We start from the raw sequence: 22,562 nt of genomic DNA, 5'->3' as shown, positions 1-22,562 counted from the left end.
CCGCAGGACCATTCCGCCTTCACGAGACCGCGCATGACTTTCGATTTTGATCAGCTATTCGACCGCCACAACACCGGCAGCACCAAGTGGAGCCGCTATTCGGCCGATGTGTTGCCGATGTGGGTCGCTGATATGGATTTCGCCGCGCCACCGGTGGTAATCGAGGCTTTACAGCAACGTTTGCTGCACCCGTTGGTGGGCTACAGCGTGCCTCAGGAGAACCTGCGCGAAGCCATCGTCGCCGACCTCTGGAACAAGTTTTCCTGGAAGGTCAAACCGCAAGAGCTGATCTTCCTGCCGGGCGTCGAATCAGGCTTCAACATGGCTTTGAAAGCGCTGGTGCAGCCACAGCAGAACGTCGTTGTGCAAGTCCCGAACTACCCGCCACTGCGCCATGCGCCGGGCCATTGGGGGCTGAACAAGGTCGAGCTGGAGTTCGTCGCACAAGCCGACGGCACCTACGCCACCCCGCTGGACGTACTGCGTGAATCGCTGAACGGTGGCGGCGCACTGTTGCTGAGCAACCCGCACAATCCGATCGGCAAAGTGTTCGGCCGTGACGAACTGCAAGCCGTGGCCGACATCTGTGCGGCGCAGGACGCATGGATCATCTCCGATGAAATCCACGCCGAGCTGTGCTTCGACGGTCGCGTGCATATTCCGACCGCCTCCCTTAGCCCGGAAATTGCCAAGCGCACGATCACCCTGATGTCGGCGAGCAAGGCCTACAACATCGCCGGCCTGAAGACCTCGTTCATGATCATTCAAGATGCGGCCCTGCGCGAACGTGTCAACCACGCCCGGTGCGGCATGGTCGACAGCGTCAACCCGCTGGGCATGGAAGCCACCCGCGTGGCCTACAGCGAAGGCGGGCCATGGCTGACCGAGTTGAAAACCTACCTGCAGGCCAACCGCGACTGGCTGGTTGACGCGGTGCGCAGCCGCTTGCCGGGCGTGACCATCAATGTGCCGCAGGGCACTTATCTGGCGTGGCTGGATTGCTCGGCGCTGGACCTGGACGATCCGCAGCAGTTCTTTCTTGAGCAGGCCAAAGTGGGGCTGAGCGCCGGTCTGGACTTCGGCGATCAACACCAGCAGTTCGTACGTTTGAACTTCGGCTGCCCGCGCTTGTTGCTCGAAGAAGGCATCGCCCGTATGGAGCGCGCCCTGGCACAACGCAATACCTGAGCCCCCCCCCTAAACCCTGTGGGAGCGAGCCTGCTCGCGAAAGCGGTCTGTCATTCAATGAATGATGGCGACTGATACACCGCATTCGCGAGCAGGCTCGCTCCCACATTGGTTTTGCATTTCCAAGTCAGAAATGCAGCGTAAATCCGATCGAACTCACGGCAAACACACCGGGTCAACCGCCCATACCAGCCATGAGACCTCGGAGACCCGCGATGACCGACTATCCAAAACCGCCCTTCCCCGCACAAGCCCAGACCGTTCCCGGTTCGCAGCGCAAAATGGAGCCCTATCCCGATTGCGGCGAGCAAAGTTATGTCGGTTCCGGGCGACTGGCTGGCAAGATCGCCCTGATCACCGGCGCTGACAGTGGTATCGGCCGCGCCGTGGCCATTGCTTTCGCCCGTGAAGGCGCCGACGTTGCGGTCGCCTATCTGAATGAACACGAGGACGCCAAGGAAACCGCCCGCTGGGTTGAACAGGCCGGGCGTCAGTGTCTGTTGTTGCCGGGCGATATCGCGCAAAAGGCCCACTGCCAGGCCTTGGTCGACAAGACCGTCGAGCGCTTCGGCCGCATCGACGTGCTGGTCAACAACGCCGCATTCCAGATGACTCACGAAAACTTCGAGGAAATCCCCGACGAAGAATGGGTGATGACCTTCGACGTCAACATCACCGCAATCTTCCGCCTGTGTCAGGCGGCGATCAAACACATGCGCGCCGGCTCGTCGATCATCAACACCAGCTCGGTCAACTCGGACATGCCCAAACCCACCCTGCTCGCCTACGCCACCACCAAAGGCGCGATCGCCAACTTCACCGGCGGTCTGGCGCAGATGCTCGGGCCCAAGGAAATCCGCGTGAACTGCGTGGCGCCTGGGCCGATCTGGACGCCGCTGATCGTCTCGACCATGCCCGATGAAGAAGTGCAGAACTTCGGTGGCAACACCCCGCTCGGCCGCCCCGGGCAACCGGTGGAAGTGGCGCCGATCTACGTGCTGCTGGCCTCGGACGAAGCCAGTTACATCACCGGCCAGCGTTATGGCGTGACCGGTGGTAAGCCGATGCTGTGATGCCCCCTTCGCCAACGCCTACAGTAAAACTGAAGGCCCATTGAACACGGTGCGATTGCCGTCATATCCACCACTTGAGGGCGGCAGATCATGAGTTTTATCGTGTGGGTGGCGGTGCTCGGCACCGTGCTGTTGACCCTGGCACTGACCTCGTCGTACCTGCGCTGGATGCCGGTGACGACGTCGGCCGTGTGTTTGTTGCTGGGGATCGGCATCGGCCCCAGCGGCCTTGATCTGCTGAAACTGTCACTGGAAAACGCCTCGCTGTGGATGGAGCACCTGACGGAAGTCGCGGTGCTGTTTTCCCTGTTCGTCTGCGGTTTGAAATTGCGTTTACCCCTGCGCGACAAGCGTTGGCGGATCGCCTTTGGTCTGGCCGGGCCAGTGATGGTGCTGACCATCGTTGGCGTTTGTTTGCTGCTGCATTTTGCCTTGCGCTTGCCGTGGGGACCGTCGTTGTTGATCGGCGCAATTCTGGCACCGACCGACCCGGTGCTGGCGGCGTTGGTGCAGGTCAACGATGCGCGGGATGTCGACAGCGTGCGTTTCGGGCTCTCTGGTGAGGCAGGGTTGAACGATGGGATTGCCTTTCCGTTTGTGATTCTCGGTCTGTTGTTGATGCACGGCGACGGCAGTGCTGCCGAATGGCAAGGCTGGGTGTTGCGCAACGTATTGTGGGCAGTGCCTGCCGGATTGCTTACCGGTTACTGGATGGGCCGAGGTATCGGTCGCGTGACCCTTTCGTTGCGAATCCACAATGACGACAGCACGCTCAGCCCCAATGATTATCTGGCGTTGTCGTTGATTGCCCTCGCCTATGTCGTTGCCGAAGCCATCGGCGGTTACGGCTTCCTGTCGGTATTCGCCGCCGGGTTGGGTCTGCGGCAAGTCGAAGTCAAATCCACCGGCGCCGGCCAACCGCCTGCCGAGCATCTGGTGCAACCGGTGGTCGGCCATCAGAACGTCGAACCGCAGCACGCGGTGCACGGCGATACCGAGCGGCTGGAAAGCAGTCAGGTGGCTGCAGGAATAATGATGGGCGATATGTTGTCGTTCGGCAGTCTGGTCGAGCGCGCCATGGAAGTGTTTCTGGTGACCCTGCTCGGCGTGGTGCTGGTGGCGCACTGGGATTGGCGGGCGTTGCTGGTGGGCGGCGTGCTGTTCTGCCTGATCCGCCCGATCTGCGTCGCACTGATGCCGTGGGGTGCACTGATGGAGGGACGGCAACGGCTGTTGATCGGCTGGTTCGGCATTCGTGGGATCGGCAGCCTGTTCTATCTGTTTTATGCCTTGAATCATGGGCTGACCGATAGCGTGGCCAGCGTGTGCACTGACCTGACCTTGTCGGTGGTGGCGCTGAGCATTTTGCTTCACGGCATCAGCACGCAACCGATCCTGGCTCGCTATGAACAGCGTAAAAAACAAAAAAACTGATTTTTGTTTCTTGGATTTATTCAGAGGATTGATCGAATTTTTTTCTTTAAAAAAATGGATCCCTCGGCAAACGCCGACAGTCACAAGCATAACCCCTCGCCGGATGTGTCCAGCGGGGCCCGGCAGGTTCGGTTCCACTGCGGCGTTTAAGCCTGTTAAAGGAATCCTTGAAGAATAAGGTTACGGTCATGAAAGAATGCTCGACTCCGGCGCAAATCAAGGCTTGCAGAGCACTGGCTCTGGAACGCAATCGTCAATTGTTCGATAACGCCCATACGCTTAATCGAGCGGCCAATGCGCTGCTTGACGTGGCTGATATGGACATTGAACAGTTTGAGCACTACCGGGCGCTGCGCAAGAAAGCCGACTCGATGTTTGAAGATGCTATCGATCATTTGTGTGTGTTGAACGAAGACTTCCCGCCGATCCCGATGTCGTCGCAGAACTCGGCGGCGTTGCGTCGAGAGCTTGAGACCGTGGAGTGAGCCAGTACAGCCCCCTCACCCTAGCCCTCTCCCAGAGGGAGAGGGAACTGACCGAGTTGAATAGATGAGGTACGCCGACCTGAGATAGCGGGTTGAACGCAGATTCTGAACACAACGGAGATCGGCTCCTTTTCGAGTGAACCCTGACAGCCCCTCACCCTAGCCCTCTCCCAGAGGGAGAGGGAACTGACCGAGTTGAATAGATGAGGTACGCCGACCTGAGATACCGGGTTGAACTCAGACATTGACCTGAGATACCGAGTCGAACGCAGATTTTGAACTGCACGAAGATCTGCTCCCTTCCCCCTCGCCCCCTTTGGGGGAGAGGGCTGGGGTGAGGGGGATCGATCTGAATGGCAACACAAAATCCGAGCGAATGAAAAAGCCCGGCGATATAAGCCGGGCTTTTGCGTGAAGACCAATCACCCCCCCGGATTGGTCACCTGAATAAACACCGCATAACTCCCCAACAACACCCAGAACGTCGCAAAGATCCACGGCGTGCGTACCGAAAACAGCAGCGACTTTCTATACCCCTTGTGGCTCGACTCCATTTCACTGAACAACGGCGATTCGTCATACGCCAAGCCCATCAGCGGCTCGCTGTGCAGCAAGTGGCTCTGCTTGAAATGCCAGTGATCGATGATGTCGTACGCCGCGCGAATCCCCGGCCAGGCATTCAGCGAGCTGAGCAACCCGAGCAGCGCCAGAAACGGCGGCACCACCAACGTAAATAACTTGCCCCATTCTGGATTGAGATTGGCCATGCACGAGGCAAAGGCAATCACCAGAAACGACTGCGCCGCCAGATAGGCATCGGTGCGATTGGCGAGGATGCTGGTTTCGTACTGGATCTCCCGCCGATAGAAATCCAGCCGTTCCTTGGGTGAGCCGAACATCTTGGCGTCATGTTCGGTCAGAGTTTCTTCAGCGGTGGGCTCAGTCAGTATGCGAGACAAAAGATGCACGCTCCAGGAGTGGGGGAAACGTTTAGAAGTCCCCGTTGGCGCGCAAGTTCAGCCGGATTGACCGGCGCCTCATTTCATCGATTGAGCAATGATTGCCACCAGATTCATCTGCGTGAACGGCTTGGGCAGCCGTGGCAGTTGCGCGGCAAAACCTTCCAGACGCTCGGCGTAACCGGTGGCCAGGATGATCGGCAGATCCGGTTTAAGCACACGCACCGCATGGGCCAGTTGCGCGCCACTCATCTGCGGCATGGCCATGTCGGTAATCATCAGGTCGATGACCTCGCCCTGATCAAACAACGCCAGCGCCTGCGCACCGGACGTCGCACTGACCACCCGGTGGCCAAGGTCTTCGAGCAACAGACTGGTGCTGGTCAACACCAGCGAGTCGTCATCCACCACCAGCACGCTGAGTCGTGGCACCGTCACTGGCTCGGCGGGCGGATGCAGCGGCTTGCTGGTCGTGCCCTCGACGGCCACCGGAATCCACAGTTCAGCCGTTGTGCCCTGGGCCTTTTCGCTCTTGAGGACAAAACGACCGCCGAGCTGCTCCATGAAGCCGTGGACCATCGACAAGCCCAGCCCTGTGCCCTTGCCCAAACCTTTGGTGGTGAAAAACGGATCTCTGGCCGACGCCAGCGTGTGCTCATCCATGCCCTCCCCGGTATCGATCACACTGAGGCAGACGTAACGCCCCGCCGGCAGATCAGAATGCCCCAGCTCGAGCACCACTTGCGGTTCAGCGCTGATGCTCACTGCGCCACCGTCGGGCATGGCGTCGCGGGCGTTGGTTGCCAGGTTGAGCAAGGCCAGTTCCAGCTGATTGGTGTCCGCCAGCACCGGCTCCAGATCTGCAGGAAACAGCGTATCGATGCGAATGCCCGGCCCCAGCGAACTGCGCAGCAACCCGGTGATGCCCTGAACCAGTTGCGCAATATCCACCGACTCGGTTTTCAATTCCTGACGGCGGGCAAATGCCAGCATACGCTGGGTCAGTGACACACCACGCAATGCGCCTTGGGTGGCGTTTTCCAGCAGGCGGCTGATTTTCGCATCGTCGCCCATGCGTTTTTGCACGATCTCCAGATTGCCGAGAATCACCGTCAAAAGGTTATTGAAGTCATGAGCGATGCCGCCGCTGAGCTGACCGATGGCCTGCATCTTCTGCGCCTGGAACAACGCTTCCCGGGTTTTCTCCAGCGCTTGCTGCGCCTGGTGGGCTTCGGTGATATCGCGGGTGATCTTGGCAAAACCGAGCAAAGTGCCGGTATCGCCACGAATCGCATCAACCACCACATGGGCGAGAAACCGCGTGCCGTCCTTGCGCATGCGCCAGCTCTTGTTCTCGAAGCGACCCTCGCGGGTGGCGATTTCCAGCGCCCGTTGCGGTTCGCCGAGTTCGCGGTCTTCGGGGGTATAGAAGATCGAAAAATGCTGACCGATGATTTCTTCCGGCAGATAACCCTTGATGCGCTGGGCGCCCTGGTTCCAGTTGCTGACCCGGCCTTCGGGGCTGAGCATGTAGATGGCGTAGTCAGTGACGCCTTGCACCAGCAAGCGGAACTGCTGCTCGCTTTGCTTGAGGGTTTCTTCGGCCATTTTGCGGTCGGTCAGGTCGCGGGTGATCTTGGCGAAACCGAGCAACTTGCCGCTGGGATCAATGATCGGATCGATCACCACGTGCGACCAGAAATTGGTGCCGTCCTTGCGCACCCGCCAGCCCTCGCCTTCGAAGCGCCCTTCACGGATCGCCGTATCGAGCGCCCGTTGCGGCAGACCGGCGGCGCGATCCTCAGCGGTATAAAAGCGGGAGAAATGTTCGCCGAGGATTTCCGCCTCTTCGTAGCCCTTGAAGCGTTTGGCGCCGGAGTTCCAACTGGTGATGATGCCGTCGGGATCGATCATGTAGATCGCATAGTCGACCACCGCATCGATCAGCAGACGAAAACGCATCTCTTCGATCGCCACGGTCTTGTTTTTCTCGCTCATCACACTCACCAGCCATTGTCATGATCGGAAGTATGCGGCAATCCAGCGAATTGGGAAGCGGCCGACTCATGATTGATTGCCCACCAGCGCGGCAGCAGCTGTTTGATCCGGCTCTCGGCAAAGCGGTCGTCAATCAGCAGCACCACGCCGCGATCCTCGCGGGTACGGATGACCCGCCCGGCGGCTTGCACCACTTTCTGCACGCCGGGGTACAGATAGGTGTAGTCGTAACCGGCACCGAAGATAGCCGCCATGCGGTATTTCAGTTGTTCGTTGACTGGATTGAACTGCGCCAGCCCCAGCGTCGCAATGAACGCGCCGATCAAGCGCGCACCGGGCAAATCGATGCCTTCGCCGAACGCACCGCCCAACACGGCAAAGCCGATGCCTTGGCTGTGGGCGGTGAACTGATCGAGGAAAGCCTGCCGTGCGCCTTCGAGCATCCCCCGCGATTGCTGCCAGAGGGTGATGTGCGGATGACGCTCGGCGAGTAACGACGCCACTTGTTGCAGGTAATCGAAGCTGCTGAAAAACGCCAGATAGTTGCCGGGGCGCTCGCTGAACTGCCGCGCGATCAGCTCGACAATCGGTTCCAACGAGGCCTGCCGATGATTGAAGCGCGTCGAGATGCGGCTGACGATCTGCACCTGCAACTGCTCGGCGCAAAATGGCGATTCGACGTCGATCCACACGGTGTCGGCGGGCGTACCGAGCAAATCGGCGTAATAGTGACGCGGGCTGAGGGTCGCGGAAAACAGCACGCTACTGCGCGCCGCTTTCAGGCGTGGGCCGATGAAAGCGGCGGGCACCACATTGCGCAGGCACAACTGCGACAGCGGCTTTTTACGCTCGAGGTCGCGCTTGCTGATGTCGAACAGGTAATGCTCGTCGTACAGCTCCGCGGCCCGGGCGAATTGCAGCAGGTCGAAGTAGAAATTCTGCAAGGCACTGTCGAGACCCTGCGGATGGTCATTGAGGTAATCGCCAATCGCGGCGCAACACAGCGAAATCGCTTGCAGGAGTTTTTCCGGGGCTTTGTCGTACGCCTGATACGCCGCCAGTTGCGGCGCATGCAGGGCGTTCCATTCACGGTTGATGCGTTGCAGGGAGTTTTTCAGCGCGGCGGGTGCGGTTTTGCGCACGCTGCCCAGCGTGAACTGATCAAGAGTGGCGCTGTACATCTGCCGGCCCCGCTCGACGAGGTTGTGCGCCTCGTCCGCCAGCACCGCGACTTTCCATTGGTTGAGCTGGGCAAGCCCAAACAACAGGGCGCTGAAGTCGAAATAATAGTTGTAGTCGGCGATCACCACGTCCACCCAACGGGCCATCTCCTGACTCAGATAATACGGGCACACCGCGTGTTGTGCGGCGACCTCGCGCATGGCCGCTTGATCGAGCAGGCGGATTCGACTGGCCGCTTCCCGCGCGGCTGGCAGGCGATCATAAAAACCCTGAGCCAACGGGCAGGACTCGCCGTGACAGGCTTTGTCCGGGTGTTCGCAGGCCTTGTCGCGGGCAACCATTTCCAGCACCCGCAGGGGCAAGGTTGGCGACTGATCGAACAACACCTGACTGGCATCCAGCGCCAGTTTGCGTCCCGGCGTCTTGGCGGTAAGGAAGAACACCTTGTCCAGTTGCTGCGGTGCCAGCGCCTTGAGCATCGGGAACAGCGTACCAAGGGTTTTGCCGATACCGGTCGGCGCCTGGGCCATCAGACAACGGCCAGTGCTGACGGCTTTGAACACTGACTCGGCCAGATGCCGCTGACCGGGACGAAAATCGGCATGGGGAAACGCCAGTTGTTGCGCGGCCAGATTGCGCGCTTCGCGATGGGCCATTTCCTGTTCCGCCCATTGCAGGAACAGCGTGCATTGCTGCTCGAAAAAGGTTTTCAACGCATCAGCGCTGAACGCCTCGACCAGACAGGTCTCTTTCTCGCTGACGATATCGAAATACACCAGCGCCAGATTGATCTGCTCAAGTTCGAGCTTTCGGCACATCAACCAGCCGTAGATCTTTGCCTGTGCCCAGTGCAACTGGCGGTGATTGGCCGGTTGCTTGCTCAGGTCGCCACGGTAGGTTTTGACTTCTTCCAGGCAGTTTTGCGCCGGGTCGTAGCCGTCCGCCCTGCCCTTGACCTTCAATTGCAGAAACTCGCCTTCGAGCGCCACTTCGCTTTGATACTTTTCGCTGCGCCGCGAGGCCACGGTGCGGTGCCCGGCGATGCCTTCCAGCGCCGTGGGTGACGGGGTGAAGCGCAGGTCCAGGTCGCCGGTCTTGGCGGTGAACTCGCACAGTGCGCGCACGGCAATGCTGTAGCTCAAGCGCTCTGCTCCGCCCATTGCACGTAACACACGGCCACTGGCATCTGGTGCTGGTGGCAGAACTCCAGCCAGCGCAGTTGATTGTCCTGCAGGCGATCGCCGGGGCCTTTCACTTCAATCATTCGGTAGGTTTTGTGTTGCGGCCAGAACTGGATCAGGTCGGGCATGCCGGCGCGGTTGGCCTTGATGTCGAGCAGCAAACGGTTGAACCAGTGTTTGAGGTGTTCGGCGGGCAGACAGGCCAGTGCTTGCTCTAGCAACGTTTCATTCAATGCGCCCCAGAACACGAATGGCGACTGAATGCCCCACTTGTCGATGAAGCGCTGGCGAATGGTCGCCGTATAGCGACCGTCATCGAGTTCGCGCAGGCACGCCTGAAACAGCTCGGCGCGGCGTTGCTGGAAATCTTCGTTGAGCAGGTCCACCGGGCCCCGCTGGAACGGGTGAAAGAACGCCCCGGGCAACGGCGCGAAAATCGCCGGCCAGCACAACAGGCCGAACAGCGAGTTGATCAGGCTGTTCTCTACGTAATGCACCGGGCCCTCGTCATCGTGCAGATGCGCCTGCACGTAAAACTCCACGGACAACGCAGGATCGCTGCGCGGCAACTGCAGGTCCAGTCGCTCGACCGGTCTGGCGGCTGCACGTTTGAGCGGCGGGCCGCCGAGTTTGCGCCGCACCCTTGGCAATATCCGTTGCAGGCCTTGCTGCTCGGCGGCGCTTTCCGGCGCCTGTTCTGCCAGCGTCGCGAGTTCCAGCGCCAACGGGTATTCGCCGCTGCGCTCCAGCACACGGATCATGCGCAAACGCGCGCCGGGATAGGCGCAGTCGCGGTAAATGCTCAGGGCCAGGGCAAACTCGCTGATGCGCTCGCAATACTGGCCGATCTGGAACAACACCTTGCCACGCCGGCGTTGCAGCCACGGGTTGTCGAAGTGCAAGGCACTGACTTGCTCGACGATGGTTTCAAGCGGCTCGCCGGCCTCGAAACGCATTTGGCAGTGGTGCAGGAACAGACAGGCGTCGACGTCTTCGCGGCTGCGCAGGCCCCGCGAGTCGGCGCAGAACTCGACTTTTTCATAGGTGAAGATGCCCAGGTCGGCGAGGACGAATTCCGACCAGTCCTGATACAGGTTGCCGAAGAACATCAGCCGCAAGCGGTCGCACAGGTCCATGATGGTCAGGCTGAACAGCCGGTCATCGAGCAGTGGCGCCCAGTCGCGCAGGCAGCGCAATTCGCTGAACTGCTCGGCCAGCAGCGGCAGCCAGTCATCCTTGCGCCCCTTGGGCTGTTCGATGGCGGCGCCGAAGGCCTGCACAAGCTCGGCTTTGAGCAACACGTCGAACAACTCGGCGAGGGCCAGCGGCGCGTGTTCATCGATCCAGCCACGCTCCAGCAAGGGTTGCGCGGCCGCAGCGATGTCACCGATTTCAGCGTAATTGAGTTTGCCGGCGCGAAAATGCACGCCCTTGCGCATGACCATCCGCACCAGCAAACCCTGAGTCGCGCGTGGCAAGGCCTTGAAGTCGCGGATGAACGCGTGCTCCGTTTCACCCATCACATCGGCATAGCGAAGCTCAAGCCAATCAAGCACTTGCCGGAAGTTGTTAAGGTAATAGAACGGGTCGTCGAGGGGATTGGCAGTCACGGGAATTCTGGGGCCATGGCGAGCGAGTACTGGTTATGCGTACAGATAACAGCTGTGCCCTGCCCGGTGCAAACGGAAAATGATCAATGGCATTTTTTCGCCGGGCTATCGAACTTTTCTCACGGAGATAGCACCAACCGCGTTAGAAGGCCGACAATGCTCGGCATCACATCGAATGAGGATTTAGAGGTGGGTATGAAAATCAAGTCACTGGGCATCCCTTTCGCCGTCGTTGCCGCGCTGGCACTGGCCGGTTGCTCGACCCCGACGGTGGTCACTCTGCAGAACGGCACCCAGTATCTGACCAAGGACATGCCGAAAACCAAAACCAAGGATGGCTTCTATGAGTTCGAAGATATTTCCGGGTCCAAGGTGAAGGTTCGCGCCGATGAAGTAGCCACGGTGCGCGAAGAAGACTAGGTTTCGCTCGTTCCCACGCTCTGCGTGGGAATGCAGCCCGGGACGCTCCGCGTCCCTTCAAAGCCGAACGCGGAGCGTCCGTTGAGGCATTCCCACGCAGAGCGTGGGAACGATCATTACGTGTTATTCGAAGGTCGGCATGCCCGGAATGCTGCCGTCACAAGGCATGTACGTGCCACCGCGCTTGACCACTTCGCCCTGCAAGCGCCGGCAGCGTTCCAGATCCTGCTGCGCCATGCGATCGATGCTCAGATTGCCGGTGGTCTGCGGCTGCTTGCCGTCACCCAGGCGCAGGGTCACGAACGGTTGTTCGGGCTGAATCTGAAAGCGGCTCTTCTCTTCAACCGGCTCGACCGCCTCGGTTTTCGGCGGACTCGGCAGTTGGTCGGTGGTGATGCCGTAACGGCTCAGAATCGAACTTTGAGGCAGGTCGGCCCAGACATTGGCCGAACACAGCGCCAGTGCAACGAACCCGACATACCCCTTGAAACCTTTCACGTTTGAATCTCCTGTACTCAATGGCGGCTAGCTATAGAACGTGTGTGCACGTGCTGGCTTTAGGCCGCATTTCCTGTTTTCGCAGGGCTTTGAGTCAGGTCGTGGCCATCGAGTCACTTTTGAAACCGAGTTATCGTTCTTCGCGAGCAGGCTCGCTCCCACAGGGGATTTATAAACGACACAGATCCAGTGTGGGAGCCAGCCTGCTGGCGAAGAGGCCCTTACCGGCGCCCCATCAACCTCAGGCGATCACAACACCGTCAGCACTCAGGCTATTGAGCGACACCCCGACCAGCGTCACCGAATCGTTGCCAAACGTCAGCACCGTATCCTGTCCTACTGAAGAGGCATGAGCACGGAAGTCCTCCGCCGGCAAAACACCCTGCACGCCGAGAAACACCAGTTTGTCGTTGGACGTGTAACCGACTACTCGATCCTGCCCAAACGCACCGTTGAACAAGAACGTATCCGCCCCGCCCCCCGACTCCATCAGGTCATTACCAGCACCGCCAACAAACACGTCATCGCCTGTGCCACCGATCAGGTGATCGTTACCGTCCAGCCCGAACAACCAATCGCCACCCGAATGCGCCTTCAGCGTGTCGGCGCCAGCGGTGCCTTTGACGCTGGATTCGTACGCAGTGACATTGTTGCCGACCTTCAAGCCGCTGGCCGTGACGCTGTGGGTCACATCGTCCTTGAACAGGCCCCAGAGAAAGCCCGGTTCCTTGGTGACAATGCTGCCGATATCGCGGGTGATGCTGATCCCGCCGTTGGCATCGCGCACGTAGAGATTGCCGGCGCCGTCATTGGCGAAGTCAAAGTTCTTAACCGCGCTTTGCAGATCGAGGGTGTTGTTGCCCTGCCCGCCAAGGATGACGTTGTAGCCGCCGCCGTCGCGGAAGGTGTCGTTGCCGGCGCGACCTTCCAGATAATCGTTGCCGCTGCCGCCCTGGATCAGATCGTTGGCGTCGCTGCCGATGATGAACGTGCTGCCCTTGTGGGTTTCAGCGTTGCGGTTGAGGTCCTGCACCCAGGTGTTGGCCCGCGCCGGGTCCGAGAGGTTGGCGACGATGATCGTCGAGTCGCGGCTGGTCAGGTCGTAGAATTTTGAGTCGATCACGCGGTTCATGCCGTCGCCATACGCGGTCGGCAAGTGCGAGATCCAGGTGGGAATATTGAGGATCGAGTACGGCAGCAGATTCCACGCGGTCGAGGCGTAGTGATCGTTGAAACTGACGATGTTGTCGGTGGCCGACTCTTTCGGCGCATCGTGCACGCCGACCGACGCGGCGGTGAAAGTCGAGCCGTCGAGGGCGCGGAACACCGGGTCGTTTTCGTAGCCGACGTTGAGCACTTTGTCGGTGCTGCTCTGGGTTGGCGAGGCGTAGGCGATGTAGTTGGAGTCCGCAAAGAAACCGCCCCACTTGCCGCCGCTCAAATCGGCCATGCTGTTGACCGCCAGGCCACCGAGGCTGTGGCCGCTGACCAGCACGTCCTTGCCGCTGAGGCCGTTGGCCTTGGCGAATGCCACCACATCATTGAGCAGATTGCCGAAGGCTTCGCCGACGTAGTTTTTGGCGTAGTCCTTGGGGCCGAAGGCGGCGAGCAGGTCGTTGATCACGTCGCCAATGGAGTCGAGGATCAGGTTTTCCCGCGGGCCGCTGGTGCCGCGAAAGGCAATGCCGAGTTCGGTGAGATGGCCCTGGGCGTCGTACTTGCCGAGGATTTCCACTTGGGCAGTGGTGTAACCGGCCTTCTCGCCGAAGAAGGTTCCCCGCGCATCGGTCTTGCCGTCGTAGCCCAGTTGCGAGGCCGTGATCGGCGTCCAGCCAGCCTTTTTCACCGCTTCGAGGGCGAGTTTTTCCGAGTCGGGGTTCCACGGAATGCCGGGAATCACCCCTTGCGAATCGGTGCCGCCGAGCAGCGCCGTGACCAGCGTGGCGGGCAGGCCGAGGCCGAAACCGTTGTGCTGATAACCGGTGGCAAAGCCGTTATCGAGGTTGTGATAGGAATACAGCGTGATCGCCATGGCATCGCTGAACAACGCCTTGGAATCGGCTGTGCCGAAGTTCTTGTAGTCATACACACCCATTGCTATTGCCTCTCTCTTGTTGGAATTGTTAGAGATAGCTCACAGCCGGGGCGCCCCACGGGGACGCCCCGGAGCATTTCAGTACTACTTACTGCTGTTTTTACTGTGGGAGCGAGCCTGCTCGCGAAAGCGGTGCGTCAGGTACGAGTACTTCAACTGACACTACGCATTCGCGAGCAGGCTCGCTCCCACATTGGATCTACGCGAACATGAAACTGGAGTCCGACAGGTTAGCCACTCCGACCCCGATCAGGGTCACGGCAAAGTCGCCAATCTTCAGCACGGTATCGTTGCCGGCCTGCGACGTGTGTTGCTTGTAGTCGTAGCCCTGCCCCGCGCCTTCGACGCCCATGAACACCAGTTTGTCGCTGCCCTGATAACCGTTGATGGCATCAAAACCGAACGCACCGCTGAACAGGAAGGTGTTGTTGCCACCCACGGCGCTCATCACGTCGTTACCGGCGCCACCGACGAAGGTCACATGGCCCTTGTCGCTGATCAACTTGTCATCGCCACCGAGGCCGAACAGCCAGTCACCGTCGGCCGTGGCGTGCAGCGCATTGCCGTAGCCGTCGCCGCTGAGCGAGTGGTTGTACTGGGTCAGCTCGTTGCCATTGGTCAAACCTTTGGCCGTGACGCCCCAGGTGATTTCCTTGCTGCCCCACCACGAACCCGACTCCTTGCTCACCAGCGCGCCAATGTCGCGGGTCATGCTGATCCCGCCGTAGGCGTCGCGCACGTACAGCGTGCCGTCACCGTCGTTGGCGAAGCTGAAATTCTGCAACGGTTTCTGCAGTTCGAAGGTGTTGTGGCCCTGGCCACCGAGCAGGATGTTGTAGCCGCCGTCATCACGGAAACGGTCATCGCCGCCGAGGCCTTCGAGAAAGTCATTGCCCGCGCCGCCCTTGAGCCAGTCGTTGCTCTGGGTGCCGATGATGAAGGTGCTGCCGGTGTGCGGCTCGCCGCTGCGGCCGAGATCTTCAACCCAGGTCTTGCCCCGGGACGCTTCTTCCAGGTTGGAGACGATGATCGTCGAGTCTTTATGCGTCAGGTTGTAGAACGTCGAATCGATCACCCGATTCAAGCCATCGGCATAGCCCAACGAGCTGTGGGCCGACCAGTTCAGCGGATTGACGATGCTGAACGGCACGAGGTTCTGCGCGGTGGACGCGTAGTTGTCATTGAAGTTGACGATGTTGTCGGTGGTCGAATCGTGGGGCTTGTCGTGCTTGCCCATCGAAGCAGTGCTGAACGTGGTGCCATCGAGTACGCGAAACACCGGGTCGTTCTCGAACCCGATGTTCAGCACGTTATTGCCGGTGCTGCTCTGGGTTGGCGAGGCGAAGGTGATGTAGTTGGCGTCCTTGAAGAAGCCGCCCCAGTTGCTCGCGCTCAACTCGGCCACGCTGTTGACCCCGAGCCCGCCGAGGCTGTGGCCGCTGAGCAGCACGTCCTTGGCACCGATGCCATTGGCAATCGCGAACGCGGCGACAGCCTTGAGCAAATTGTCGAAGGCGTTTTTCGCGTAGTTGCTCGCATAGTCCGATGGACCAATAGCCGCCAGCAGATTGTTTTTCAAGTCGCCGAAGGTGTCGCTGTAACCCAGCCCACCGGTGCCACGAAAGGCCACGCCGATGCCGATCAGTTTCCCGGCAGCGTCGTATTTGCCGAGCACTTCGGCTTCGGCGCTGGTAAAGCCATCCTTCTCGCCGAAGAACGTGCCTTGCGGCCCGACCTTGCCCTGATAGCCCAGCGCCGTCGCTGTGACCGGCGCCCAAGCAGTGGCCGGCAACGGTTTGCCAGTCGGCGTGTAGGCATACAGCGTCAGTGCGATGGCATCGCTGTACAAGGCTTTGCCATCGGCATTTTTATAATCGAACAGTCCCATGTTGTGCTCTCTCTTCCATCAAATGTCTGGCAGCTCTTTGCAGAGCTGCCAGCACGCCTTAGAACTGCCAGTCGAGGGTCAGACCCACGCCGTGGTCCTTCTCGTTCGAGCCGATCAGCCCGTTGTAATCGAGGTTCACCCGCACATCGCGGTTGAGCGCCAGACCTGCGCGCACGCCGACCACCGCCGCATCGCGATCCATCGACACGCCCTGCACGGTGAACGCGCTGTTGCCGTTGGCAAAGGCCAGATGGCTGTCAGCATCGACGTTGTTCAGATTGTGCTGCCAGCCCAGGCTCGCGCCCAGTTCCAGCTGATGCTGGTCCGACAAGGCAAACGAACGCTTGGCGCGCACGCCGAGGGTCGACAGCACCACATCGCGGTTGTCCTCACCACCCTTCAACGCTGCCGCGTCACCCTTTTCGGTGAAGCTTTCGGTATTGAGGTGCACGTAAGCCAGATTGGCGAACGGCTCCAGGTTCATCGGTTGCAGGCCCAGATCATAAGCGGCCTCGGTGAACACTTGCGTGGTTGCGGCATCGTGCTTGGTCTTTTGTTTACTGCTGACGTCCCCGAACTGCAGGTCACGTTTGACGTCGACACGGTGCCAGCTATAGGCGCCGCCGACGGTCAGACGCAGCGCATCGATCTGATGCCCCAGGTACGCACCCAAGTGGTAGCTGTCGACCGACGCCGACGAATGCGTGCCGCTGCCCATGCTCAACGAGCTGTCGCTATAACCGGTAACGAAACCGAGACGGGTATCTTCAGCGATCAAGCCGTCGACACCGGCGAGCAGGCCACCGATAGAGCTGTTGGAGTCGGCATTGTCATGCCCACCATCGCTCTTGCCCCACGAACCCAAGACCTTGACCCAGGCGTTGCTGCGATCGTCAGTCGGTGCACCGGCGTTGAACAGATCACGCTCACGCAGACGCTCGCCCACCGCTTCACGCAGGTAACGGCTGTCGTTGATCAGCATGGTGCCGATTGCCGGATGGATCTCCCCGGACAGTTGCTGGAAGGCTTGCTGCGCCGACGCCGCATTCGGCGACAGCAACAGGGTTTCGAACAGCGCATTGCCAGCGCCCAGCCGTTCAGCTGCCGCACCGACCGCACGCTGGTTCGGCGTCAGGCCGACACTGGCAAACGAGGCATCGTTACGCCCGACTGCCAACTGAATGCCAGTGGCCGAGTACGCCAGCGTGCCGCCGAGGAAGGCGTAATCCGGCAACACCTGACCGAAGCGTCCTTCGATGCCGCCCGCCGCTTGCAGGATGTTGTACTGAGTGCCGAGCAGGCTTTGCACTTCGTTGGTGGTCAACAGGCTCGGGCTGTTTTCCAGCGACATGCTCACCGTGGCGCCTTCAATCACGGCTTTGCCGGTAGCGATAATCTGATCGCTGCTGGTCGGCGACAGCTCTACAGCGTAGGTCGAACCCGGTGCAAAGGTCACGTCACCGGCCACGTTCAGGGTGCCGATGGAGTTACCCGGTGCGACCGTACCGCCGCTGTTCACCGACAGCGCGCCGATGTGGCCATTGCCGCCGAGGATACCGCCGTCATTCACCGTCACCGCCGATTGCAGCGAACCGTTAATGGCCAAGCGGCCCTGATTGACCAGGGTCGGGCCGCTGTAAGTGTTGTTGCCGGTCAGCACCAGCGTGCCGATACCTTGCTTGGTCAAACCGCCGTGGCCGGAGATGTCGTTGCGCCAGGTGTCGAGGCCGCAGGTGATGTCGGTGCACACGCGTTCGGTCGGTTTGCCCTGATCGATGATCGCGCCGATACCCGGCAGATCCGCGACAAACTGGCCTGAACCGTAAGCGCCGTCGATGCGGAATTCCGCCGGAATGTCCTGTTCGGTGACGAACATCGACGGGCCGTCGATGCCCTTGCGCAGGTTGATCATGCCCCAGCCGTACAAGGCGTCGATGCCCGGCGCGCCGAGGTCGGTGGCGGTGGTGCGCAAGACCGTGGCGACTTGATCGCCGGTCATGTACGGGAAGCGTTCCATCAGCACCGCCATGGAGCCGGCCACGTGTGGTGCGGCCATCGAGGTGCCGTTGTAGTTTTTGTAGCCGGTGGTCAGGTTGTCGGCGTTGGTACCTTCGATGATCGAGCTGAAGATTTTCGTGCCCGGCGCCGAGACGCAGAAACTCGCGGTGTAGCCGCAGCGCGAAGAGAACGTACTCATGATGTACGGGTTGGCGCTGGCCAGGTCCGGGTTCTTCTGCAACGCGGCAACGGTGATCCAGTTCGGCGCGATGTCCGGAACGAAATAGCCGAGGCCGGCGATGGCGTCCGGGTTGTTGAGGTTGTAGTCGTTACCGGCGGCGAAGATCGTGACGATGCCGCTGCGCGCGGCGGCAATTGCGCCGTCATAGGCGCCGCCCGGTTTGGTGCCGAGCAGTGTGCGGATTTCGTTGAACTGCAACTGCGCGTCATTGACGGTGAAATGCGGGTACGCCGGATCGCGGCCACCGAGGTCGAAACGGTCGGTGATGCCGATGCCCCAACTGTTGTTGATGATCCGCGCGCCACTGGCAATCAGTGCGTCCCAACCGGCCTTGTACACCGCGCCGTCGTTACCGCGAACGATGCCGTCTTCCGGGCCCGGGTCACCGTTGTCGGCGCTGATGATCTGCGCACCGAACGCCACACCGTGCATCGGTCCGCCATCGCGACTGCCGGCGGCGATACCGCCGACGTGGGTGCCGTGGGCGCCGAGTTTGCCATCGGAGCCGACAGAGGGCGAACCGTCATAGCGGAATGCATCGCCGGCTTTGACCGGGATATACGGGTCGGTGTATTCGCGGATCCCGCTGGTGACCAGGGTGACGACTTTATTGCTGCCGGAAAACTCCGGGTGCGCGGCGTACACCGGCTGGTCGAAGATCCCCAGTTTCACGCCTTTGCCGGTATAGCCGGCGGCGTAGGCGTGATCGGCACCGATCGCGCCCAGGCCCCAATCGGCCTGAAACTCGGCACTGCGCCAACTCGACGGATCGCCCGTGCGACCGCTCTCCACGTAGGGTGCGGCATGGGCTGTGCCAATGGCACAAAGCACGGCGAGCGTGAGGGTTTTCAGGGCAAAGCGGCCACCCGTTTGCGCGGGGGTATTGTTGTTATTCATCCAGCGACCTTCCTTAGTGATGTTGCGAAAAATCCTGATCGTTCCCACACAGAGCAACTGATCGTTCCCACGCTCCGCGTGGGAATGCAGCCCGTGACGCTCCGCGTCACTGGACGCAGAGCGTCCCTAGAGGCATTCCCACGCAGAGCGTGGGAACGATCGGACGCAGAGCGTGGGGTTAGAACTGCCAGTTCAGGCTCAAGCCAACGCCATGCAGCTTTTCGCGATTGGCCAGTTGTCCGTTGTAATCCAGGTTGACCCGTACATCGTGGCTCAGCGCGAGGCTGGCCTGTACGCCGACCAGCGCCGCGTCACGCACCAACGCCGAGCTTTCCACCGCGTACGGCGTGCCGCCACTGGCGAAGCGCAGATGCTGTTCGGAATCGATGTCGCTGAGGCTGTGCTGCCAGCCGAGGTGGCCGCTCACGTCCAGCGATTGCCGGGGCGAAAGATTGAAGGTCTTGATCGCCCGCACGCCGAGGGTGCTCAGCACGGCGTCACGTTGATCGCCCGAACTTTTCAGCGCGGCTGCGTCGCCCTTCTCGGTCAGACCTTCCGTGTCCAGATGCACGTAGGCGAGGTTGGCGAACGGCTCCAGCACCAATGGTTGCAGGTGCAAGCGATAAGCCGCTTCGCCGAACACTTGCGTGGTTGCCGCATCGACCTTGGCCTTCTGTTTGCCACTGACGTCGGCGTATTGCAGATCGCGTTTCACATCGGCGCGATGCCAGCTGTAAGCCGCGCCGGTGCTCAAGCGCCAGGCGCCAACTTCACGGCCGGCGTACGCGCCCAGATGATAGCTGTCGACCTTGGCCGAGGAATGCGTGCCCGAGCCCATGCTCAATGAGCTATCGCTGTAACCGGTGACCAGACCGATGCGCGTCTGCTCGTCCAGCGCGCCATCGACACCGGCCAGCAATCCGCCAATCGAAGTGTTGTAGCCCGCCGTGTCATGGCTCGAATCGGTCGAGCCCCACGCCCCGAGGGCTTTGATCCAGCCGTTGCTTTGCGCTGCGTTGGTATCGTGCAGACGCTCGCCCACCGCGTCGCGCAACTGGCGGCTGTCGTTGATCAGCATCGAACTCAACGCCGGGTAGATCTCGCCGCTCAACTGCTGGAACGCTTGTTGCGCCGAAAAGGCGTCGGATGAACGCAACAGGCTTTCGTAGACCGAATTGCCGGCGCCCAGGCCTTCGACGGCAACGGCCACCGAACGCTGGTTTGGCGTTTGCCCGACGCTGCTGAAGGTAGTCGCATTACGTACGATATCGAGCTGAATGCCGGTGGCGGCGTAGTCGAGGCTACCGCCAATAAACACATAATTCGGCAGCACCGCGCCGAACCGGCCCTGAATGCCGCCGGCCGCTTGCAGGATGTCGTACTGGCGACCGAGCAGGCTCTGCGCTTCGGTGGTGCTGAGCAGCGTCGGGCTGTTTTCCAGCGACAGGCCGACGGTGGCGCCGCTGATGTTGGCGGTGCCGCCGGCAACGATGCGGTCGCTGCTGGTCGGCGACAGTTCAACGGCGTATGTCGAGCCCGGCGCGAAGGTCACGTCACCGTCCACATTCAGCGTACCGATGGAGTTGCCCGGTGCCACGCGAGCGCCGCTGTTGGCAAGCAGCGCGCCGATTCGCCCGGAACCGCCGAGGGTGCCGCTGTCATTCACCGTCACAGCGGAAGTCAGCGAACCGTTGACCGTGAGCAAGCCGCCATTGACCGTAGTTGCACCGCGATAGGTGTTGGCGCCGGTGAGAATCAGCTGCCCGCCGCCGGACTTGATCAGGCTGCCTTGATACACCCGACTCGCCGCCGCTGCATCACGGGCAGTGCCAACGGCGTAATCGGTCTGATCCTGTTGGCTGGCGCCTGCGGGAACGCCGTTCTGCCAGCCCTTGTCCTGCAGGGTTTGCTGCCAGGTTGTGTGCTCAGCGAGATCTTCGCTTTGGCGTTGAATCAGCGCCTTGTCGGAGATGTCATTGCTCCAGACATCGCGCTGCCCTGCCCCCAGGCTGGCATCAAACGCACCGAGCAATTGCCCGGGCCCGCGCATCGCCCGGTTCAGATTGGCCACGCCCCAACCGACTCGCTCAGTCGGCGCATCGGTGACCGAGCCATCCAGTTGCGTCGCGGTGGTCAGCAGCACTTCGAGGGCCTGCTGATTGTTCATGTACGGGTAGCGTTCCATCACCAGCGCCAGCGCGCCGGTCGCATGCGGCGCCGACATTGAGGTGCCGGATTTGATCGCGTAACCGCCACCGGGAATGGTGCTGTCGATCTTCGCCCCCGGCGTGGTGATGCACCAATATTTGGCGAGGCCACACTGGTTGTACTTCTGCTGATTGCTCTGATCGAGGCCCGATACGGCCAGCCAGTGGCCTTCCAGATCCGGCTGAAAATACGGCAGCGCTGAACGCACACTGGCATTCGGATAGCCGCTGTTGCCGGCGCTGAACACGTTGATCACACCGCGCCGGGAGACATCCGCTGCCGCGTCGAGCCATGTGCCCTTGTTCCAGTGCTGGGCGTAAGCGGCGTGCAGATCGGCCAGGGTGCGATAGCTGACATCCGGCGGCTGGCTGCCCCAGCTGTTGTTGATCGCGCGCACGCCGGCATCGGCCAAGGCGTCGTATACCGCTTTGAAATAGCGCGGATCGGGATTGGGGCCAAACAGGAAGCTGTCGTTCTTGTTGGTGTTACCGACGTAGATCTGCGCGTTGTACGCCACGCCGTGCATGCCGCTGCCATCGCGTGAGGCGCCCATGGTGCCGACGACGTGAGTACCGTGGGAGTCGTTGTTGGGATTGAGGGTGCCATCGACGTTGAACAGTGAGCCGTCGATGTAGCTGCCGCTGGCCAGTACCGGGTGATAGCGGGCTGAAGCGAATTCCGGGTGGGCGGCATCGAAACCGGAATCGAGGGCGCCGATTTTCACGCCTTGGCCGGTGATCCCGGCGGCGTAGGCTTGCTCGGCTTGCATGCGGCTCAGGCCCCAGTCGCGGAGGAATTCGGCGCTGCGCCAACTGGTGGGATCGCCGGGTTTGCCGGTTTCGAGGTACTGGGCCTGAGCCTGGGTCGCAGAAATCACAAGCAGCAGGGTGCCGACCGAAATCGGCTTGATGCGTACGTCCATGTTCACCACTCACTTTTATTGTTTTATGCAGGTTGTTTTGCGGTGTTGCCTGTTCCCCCTCACCCCAGCCCTCTCCCCGAGGAGAGGGAGCTGACCGCGGGGTCTTGCGTCATTCATCGACCTGAAAAAACGGGTCGATTATGGATTCGGTGAAGCAGATCCTTCCCAAAGAACAGGAAGCTGACCGAGGTGTCTTGCGTCATGCATCGACCTGAAAAACCTGGTCGATTATGGATTCGGTGCCGCTCGATCAGGTCGGTGTACTTCTAAAATGTCCTCCGATCA

At 60.7% G+C, this 22,562-nt stretch carries 14 protein-coding genes; 5 read left to right on the top strand and 9 right to left on the bottom strand.

The genetic code is table 11. The features are described from left to right. Positions 1–33: 33 nt before the first annotated feature. From HU718_RS14860 to HU718_RS14845, 4 genes are all read left to right on the top strand, one after another. Complete coding sequence (locus HU718_RS14860; protein WP_186616713.1) at positions 34–1,188, top strand: MalY/PatB family protein; 1,155 nt, start codon at positions 34–36, stop codon at positions 1,186–1,188. A 215-nt stretch (positions 1,189–1,403) separates the two neighbouring features. Beyond that, positions 1,404–2,261: a glucose 1-dehydrogenase gene (locus HU718_RS14855; protein WP_186616714.1), complete on the top strand. Its 858-nt coding sequence runs from the start codon at positions 1,404–1,406 to the stop codon at positions 2,259–2,261. 90 nt (positions 2,262–2,351) lie between these two features. After that, positions 2,352–3,695: a cation:proton antiporter gene (locus HU718_RS14850; RefSeq protein WP_186616715.1), complete on the top strand. Its 1,344-nt coding sequence runs from the start codon at positions 2,352–2,354 to the stop codon at positions 3,693–3,695. 188 nt (positions 3,696–3,883) lie between these two features. Continuing rightward, a complete protein-coding gene (locus HU718_RS14845) occupies positions 3,884–4,180 on the top strand; it encodes a hypothetical protein (protein ID WP_186616716.1) in 297 nt (98 codons plus the stop codon). Positions 4,181–4,602: 422 nt separating this feature from the next. On the opposite strand, the gene HU718_RS14840 is transcribed toward HU718_RS14845, so the two are convergent. The 4 genes from HU718_RS14840 to HU718_RS14825 form a co-directional block, all read right to left on the bottom strand. After that, the gene (locus HU718_RS14840) at positions 4,603–5,139 is read right to left on the bottom strand and encodes a hypothetical protein (RefSeq protein WP_016983364.1); all 537 of its coding nucleotides are present in this window, start codon (positions 5,137–5,139) and stop codon (positions 4,603–4,605) included. Positions 5,140–5,217: 78 nt separating this feature from the next. Then, positions 5,218–7,137 carry a hybrid sensor histidine kinase/response regulator gene (locus HU718_RS14835; protein ID WP_186615996.1) on the bottom strand — a complete coding sequence of 640 codons (1,920 nt, stop codon included), beginning with the start codon at positions 7,135–7,137 and terminating at the stop codon, positions 5,218–5,220. A 5-nt stretch (positions 7,138–7,142) separates the two neighbouring features. Next, a complete protein-coding gene (locus HU718_RS14830; RefSeq protein WP_186615995.1) occupies positions 7,143–9,461 on the bottom strand; it encodes an ATP-dependent DNA helicase in 2,319 nt (772 codons plus the stop codon). After that, positions 9,458–11,110 (bottom strand): VRR-NUC domain-containing protein, encoded by a 1,653-nt coding sequence (locus HU718_RS14825; protein ID WP_186615994.1) that lies wholly within the window; start codon positions 11,108–11,110, stop codon positions 9,458–9,460. Before HU718_RS14825 ends, HU718_RS14830 begins: the two co-directional genes overlap by 4 nt. 195 nt (positions 11,111–11,305) lie before the next feature. Between HU718_RS14825 and HU718_RS14820 the strand changes: the two genes are divergently transcribed. Next, on the top strand, positions 11,306–11,530 hold the full coding sequence (locus HU718_RS14820) for a YgdI/YgdR family lipoprotein (protein WP_095120841.1): 225 nt from the start codon (positions 11,306–11,308) through the stop codon (positions 11,528–11,530). Positions 11,531–11,653: 123 nt separating this feature from the next. On the opposite strand, the gene HU718_RS14815 is transcribed toward HU718_RS14820, so the two are convergent. The 5 genes from HU718_RS14815 to eprS form a co-directional block, all read right to left on the bottom strand. After that, positions 11,654–12,028 carry a hypothetical protein gene (locus HU718_RS14815; RefSeq protein ID WP_127927391.1) on the bottom strand — a complete coding sequence of 125 codons (375 nt, stop codon included), beginning with the start codon at positions 12,026–12,028 and terminating at the stop codon, positions 11,654–11,656. Positions 12,029–12,269: 241 nt separating this feature from the next. Continuing rightward, on the bottom strand, positions 12,270–14,123 hold the full coding sequence (locus tag HU718_RS14810; RefSeq protein ID WP_186615993.1) for a polyurethane esterase: 1,854 nt from the start codon (positions 14,121–14,123) through the stop codon (positions 12,270–12,272). A gap of 199 nt (positions 14,124–14,322) precedes the next feature. After that, entirely contained in the window at positions 14,323–16,011 is a 1,689-nt protein-coding gene (locus HU718_RS14805; protein ID WP_186615992.1) for a polyurethane esterase, read from the bottom strand. A gap of 58 nt (positions 16,012–16,069) precedes the next feature. Then, entirely contained in the window at positions 16,070–19,147 is a 3,078-nt protein-coding gene (locus HU718_RS14800) for an autotransporter serine protease (RefSeq protein ID WP_186615991.1), read from the bottom strand. Positions 19,148–19,325: 178 nt separating this feature from the next. After that, entirely contained in the window at positions 19,326–22,277 is a 2,952-nt protein-coding gene (gene eprS, locus HU718_RS14795; protein ID WP_186615990.1) for an autotransporter serine peptidase EprS, read from the bottom strand. Positions 22,278–22,562: the final 285 nt, after the last annotated feature.

The sequence above is a fragment of the Pseudomonas tensinigenes genome (assembly GCF_014268445.2).
Classification (GTDB): Bacteria; Pseudomonadota; Gammaproteobacteria; order Pseudomonadales; family Pseudomonadaceae; genus Aquipseudomonas; species Aquipseudomonas tensinigenes.
This window is presented reverse-complemented; position numbering and strand designations above follow the sequence as displayed.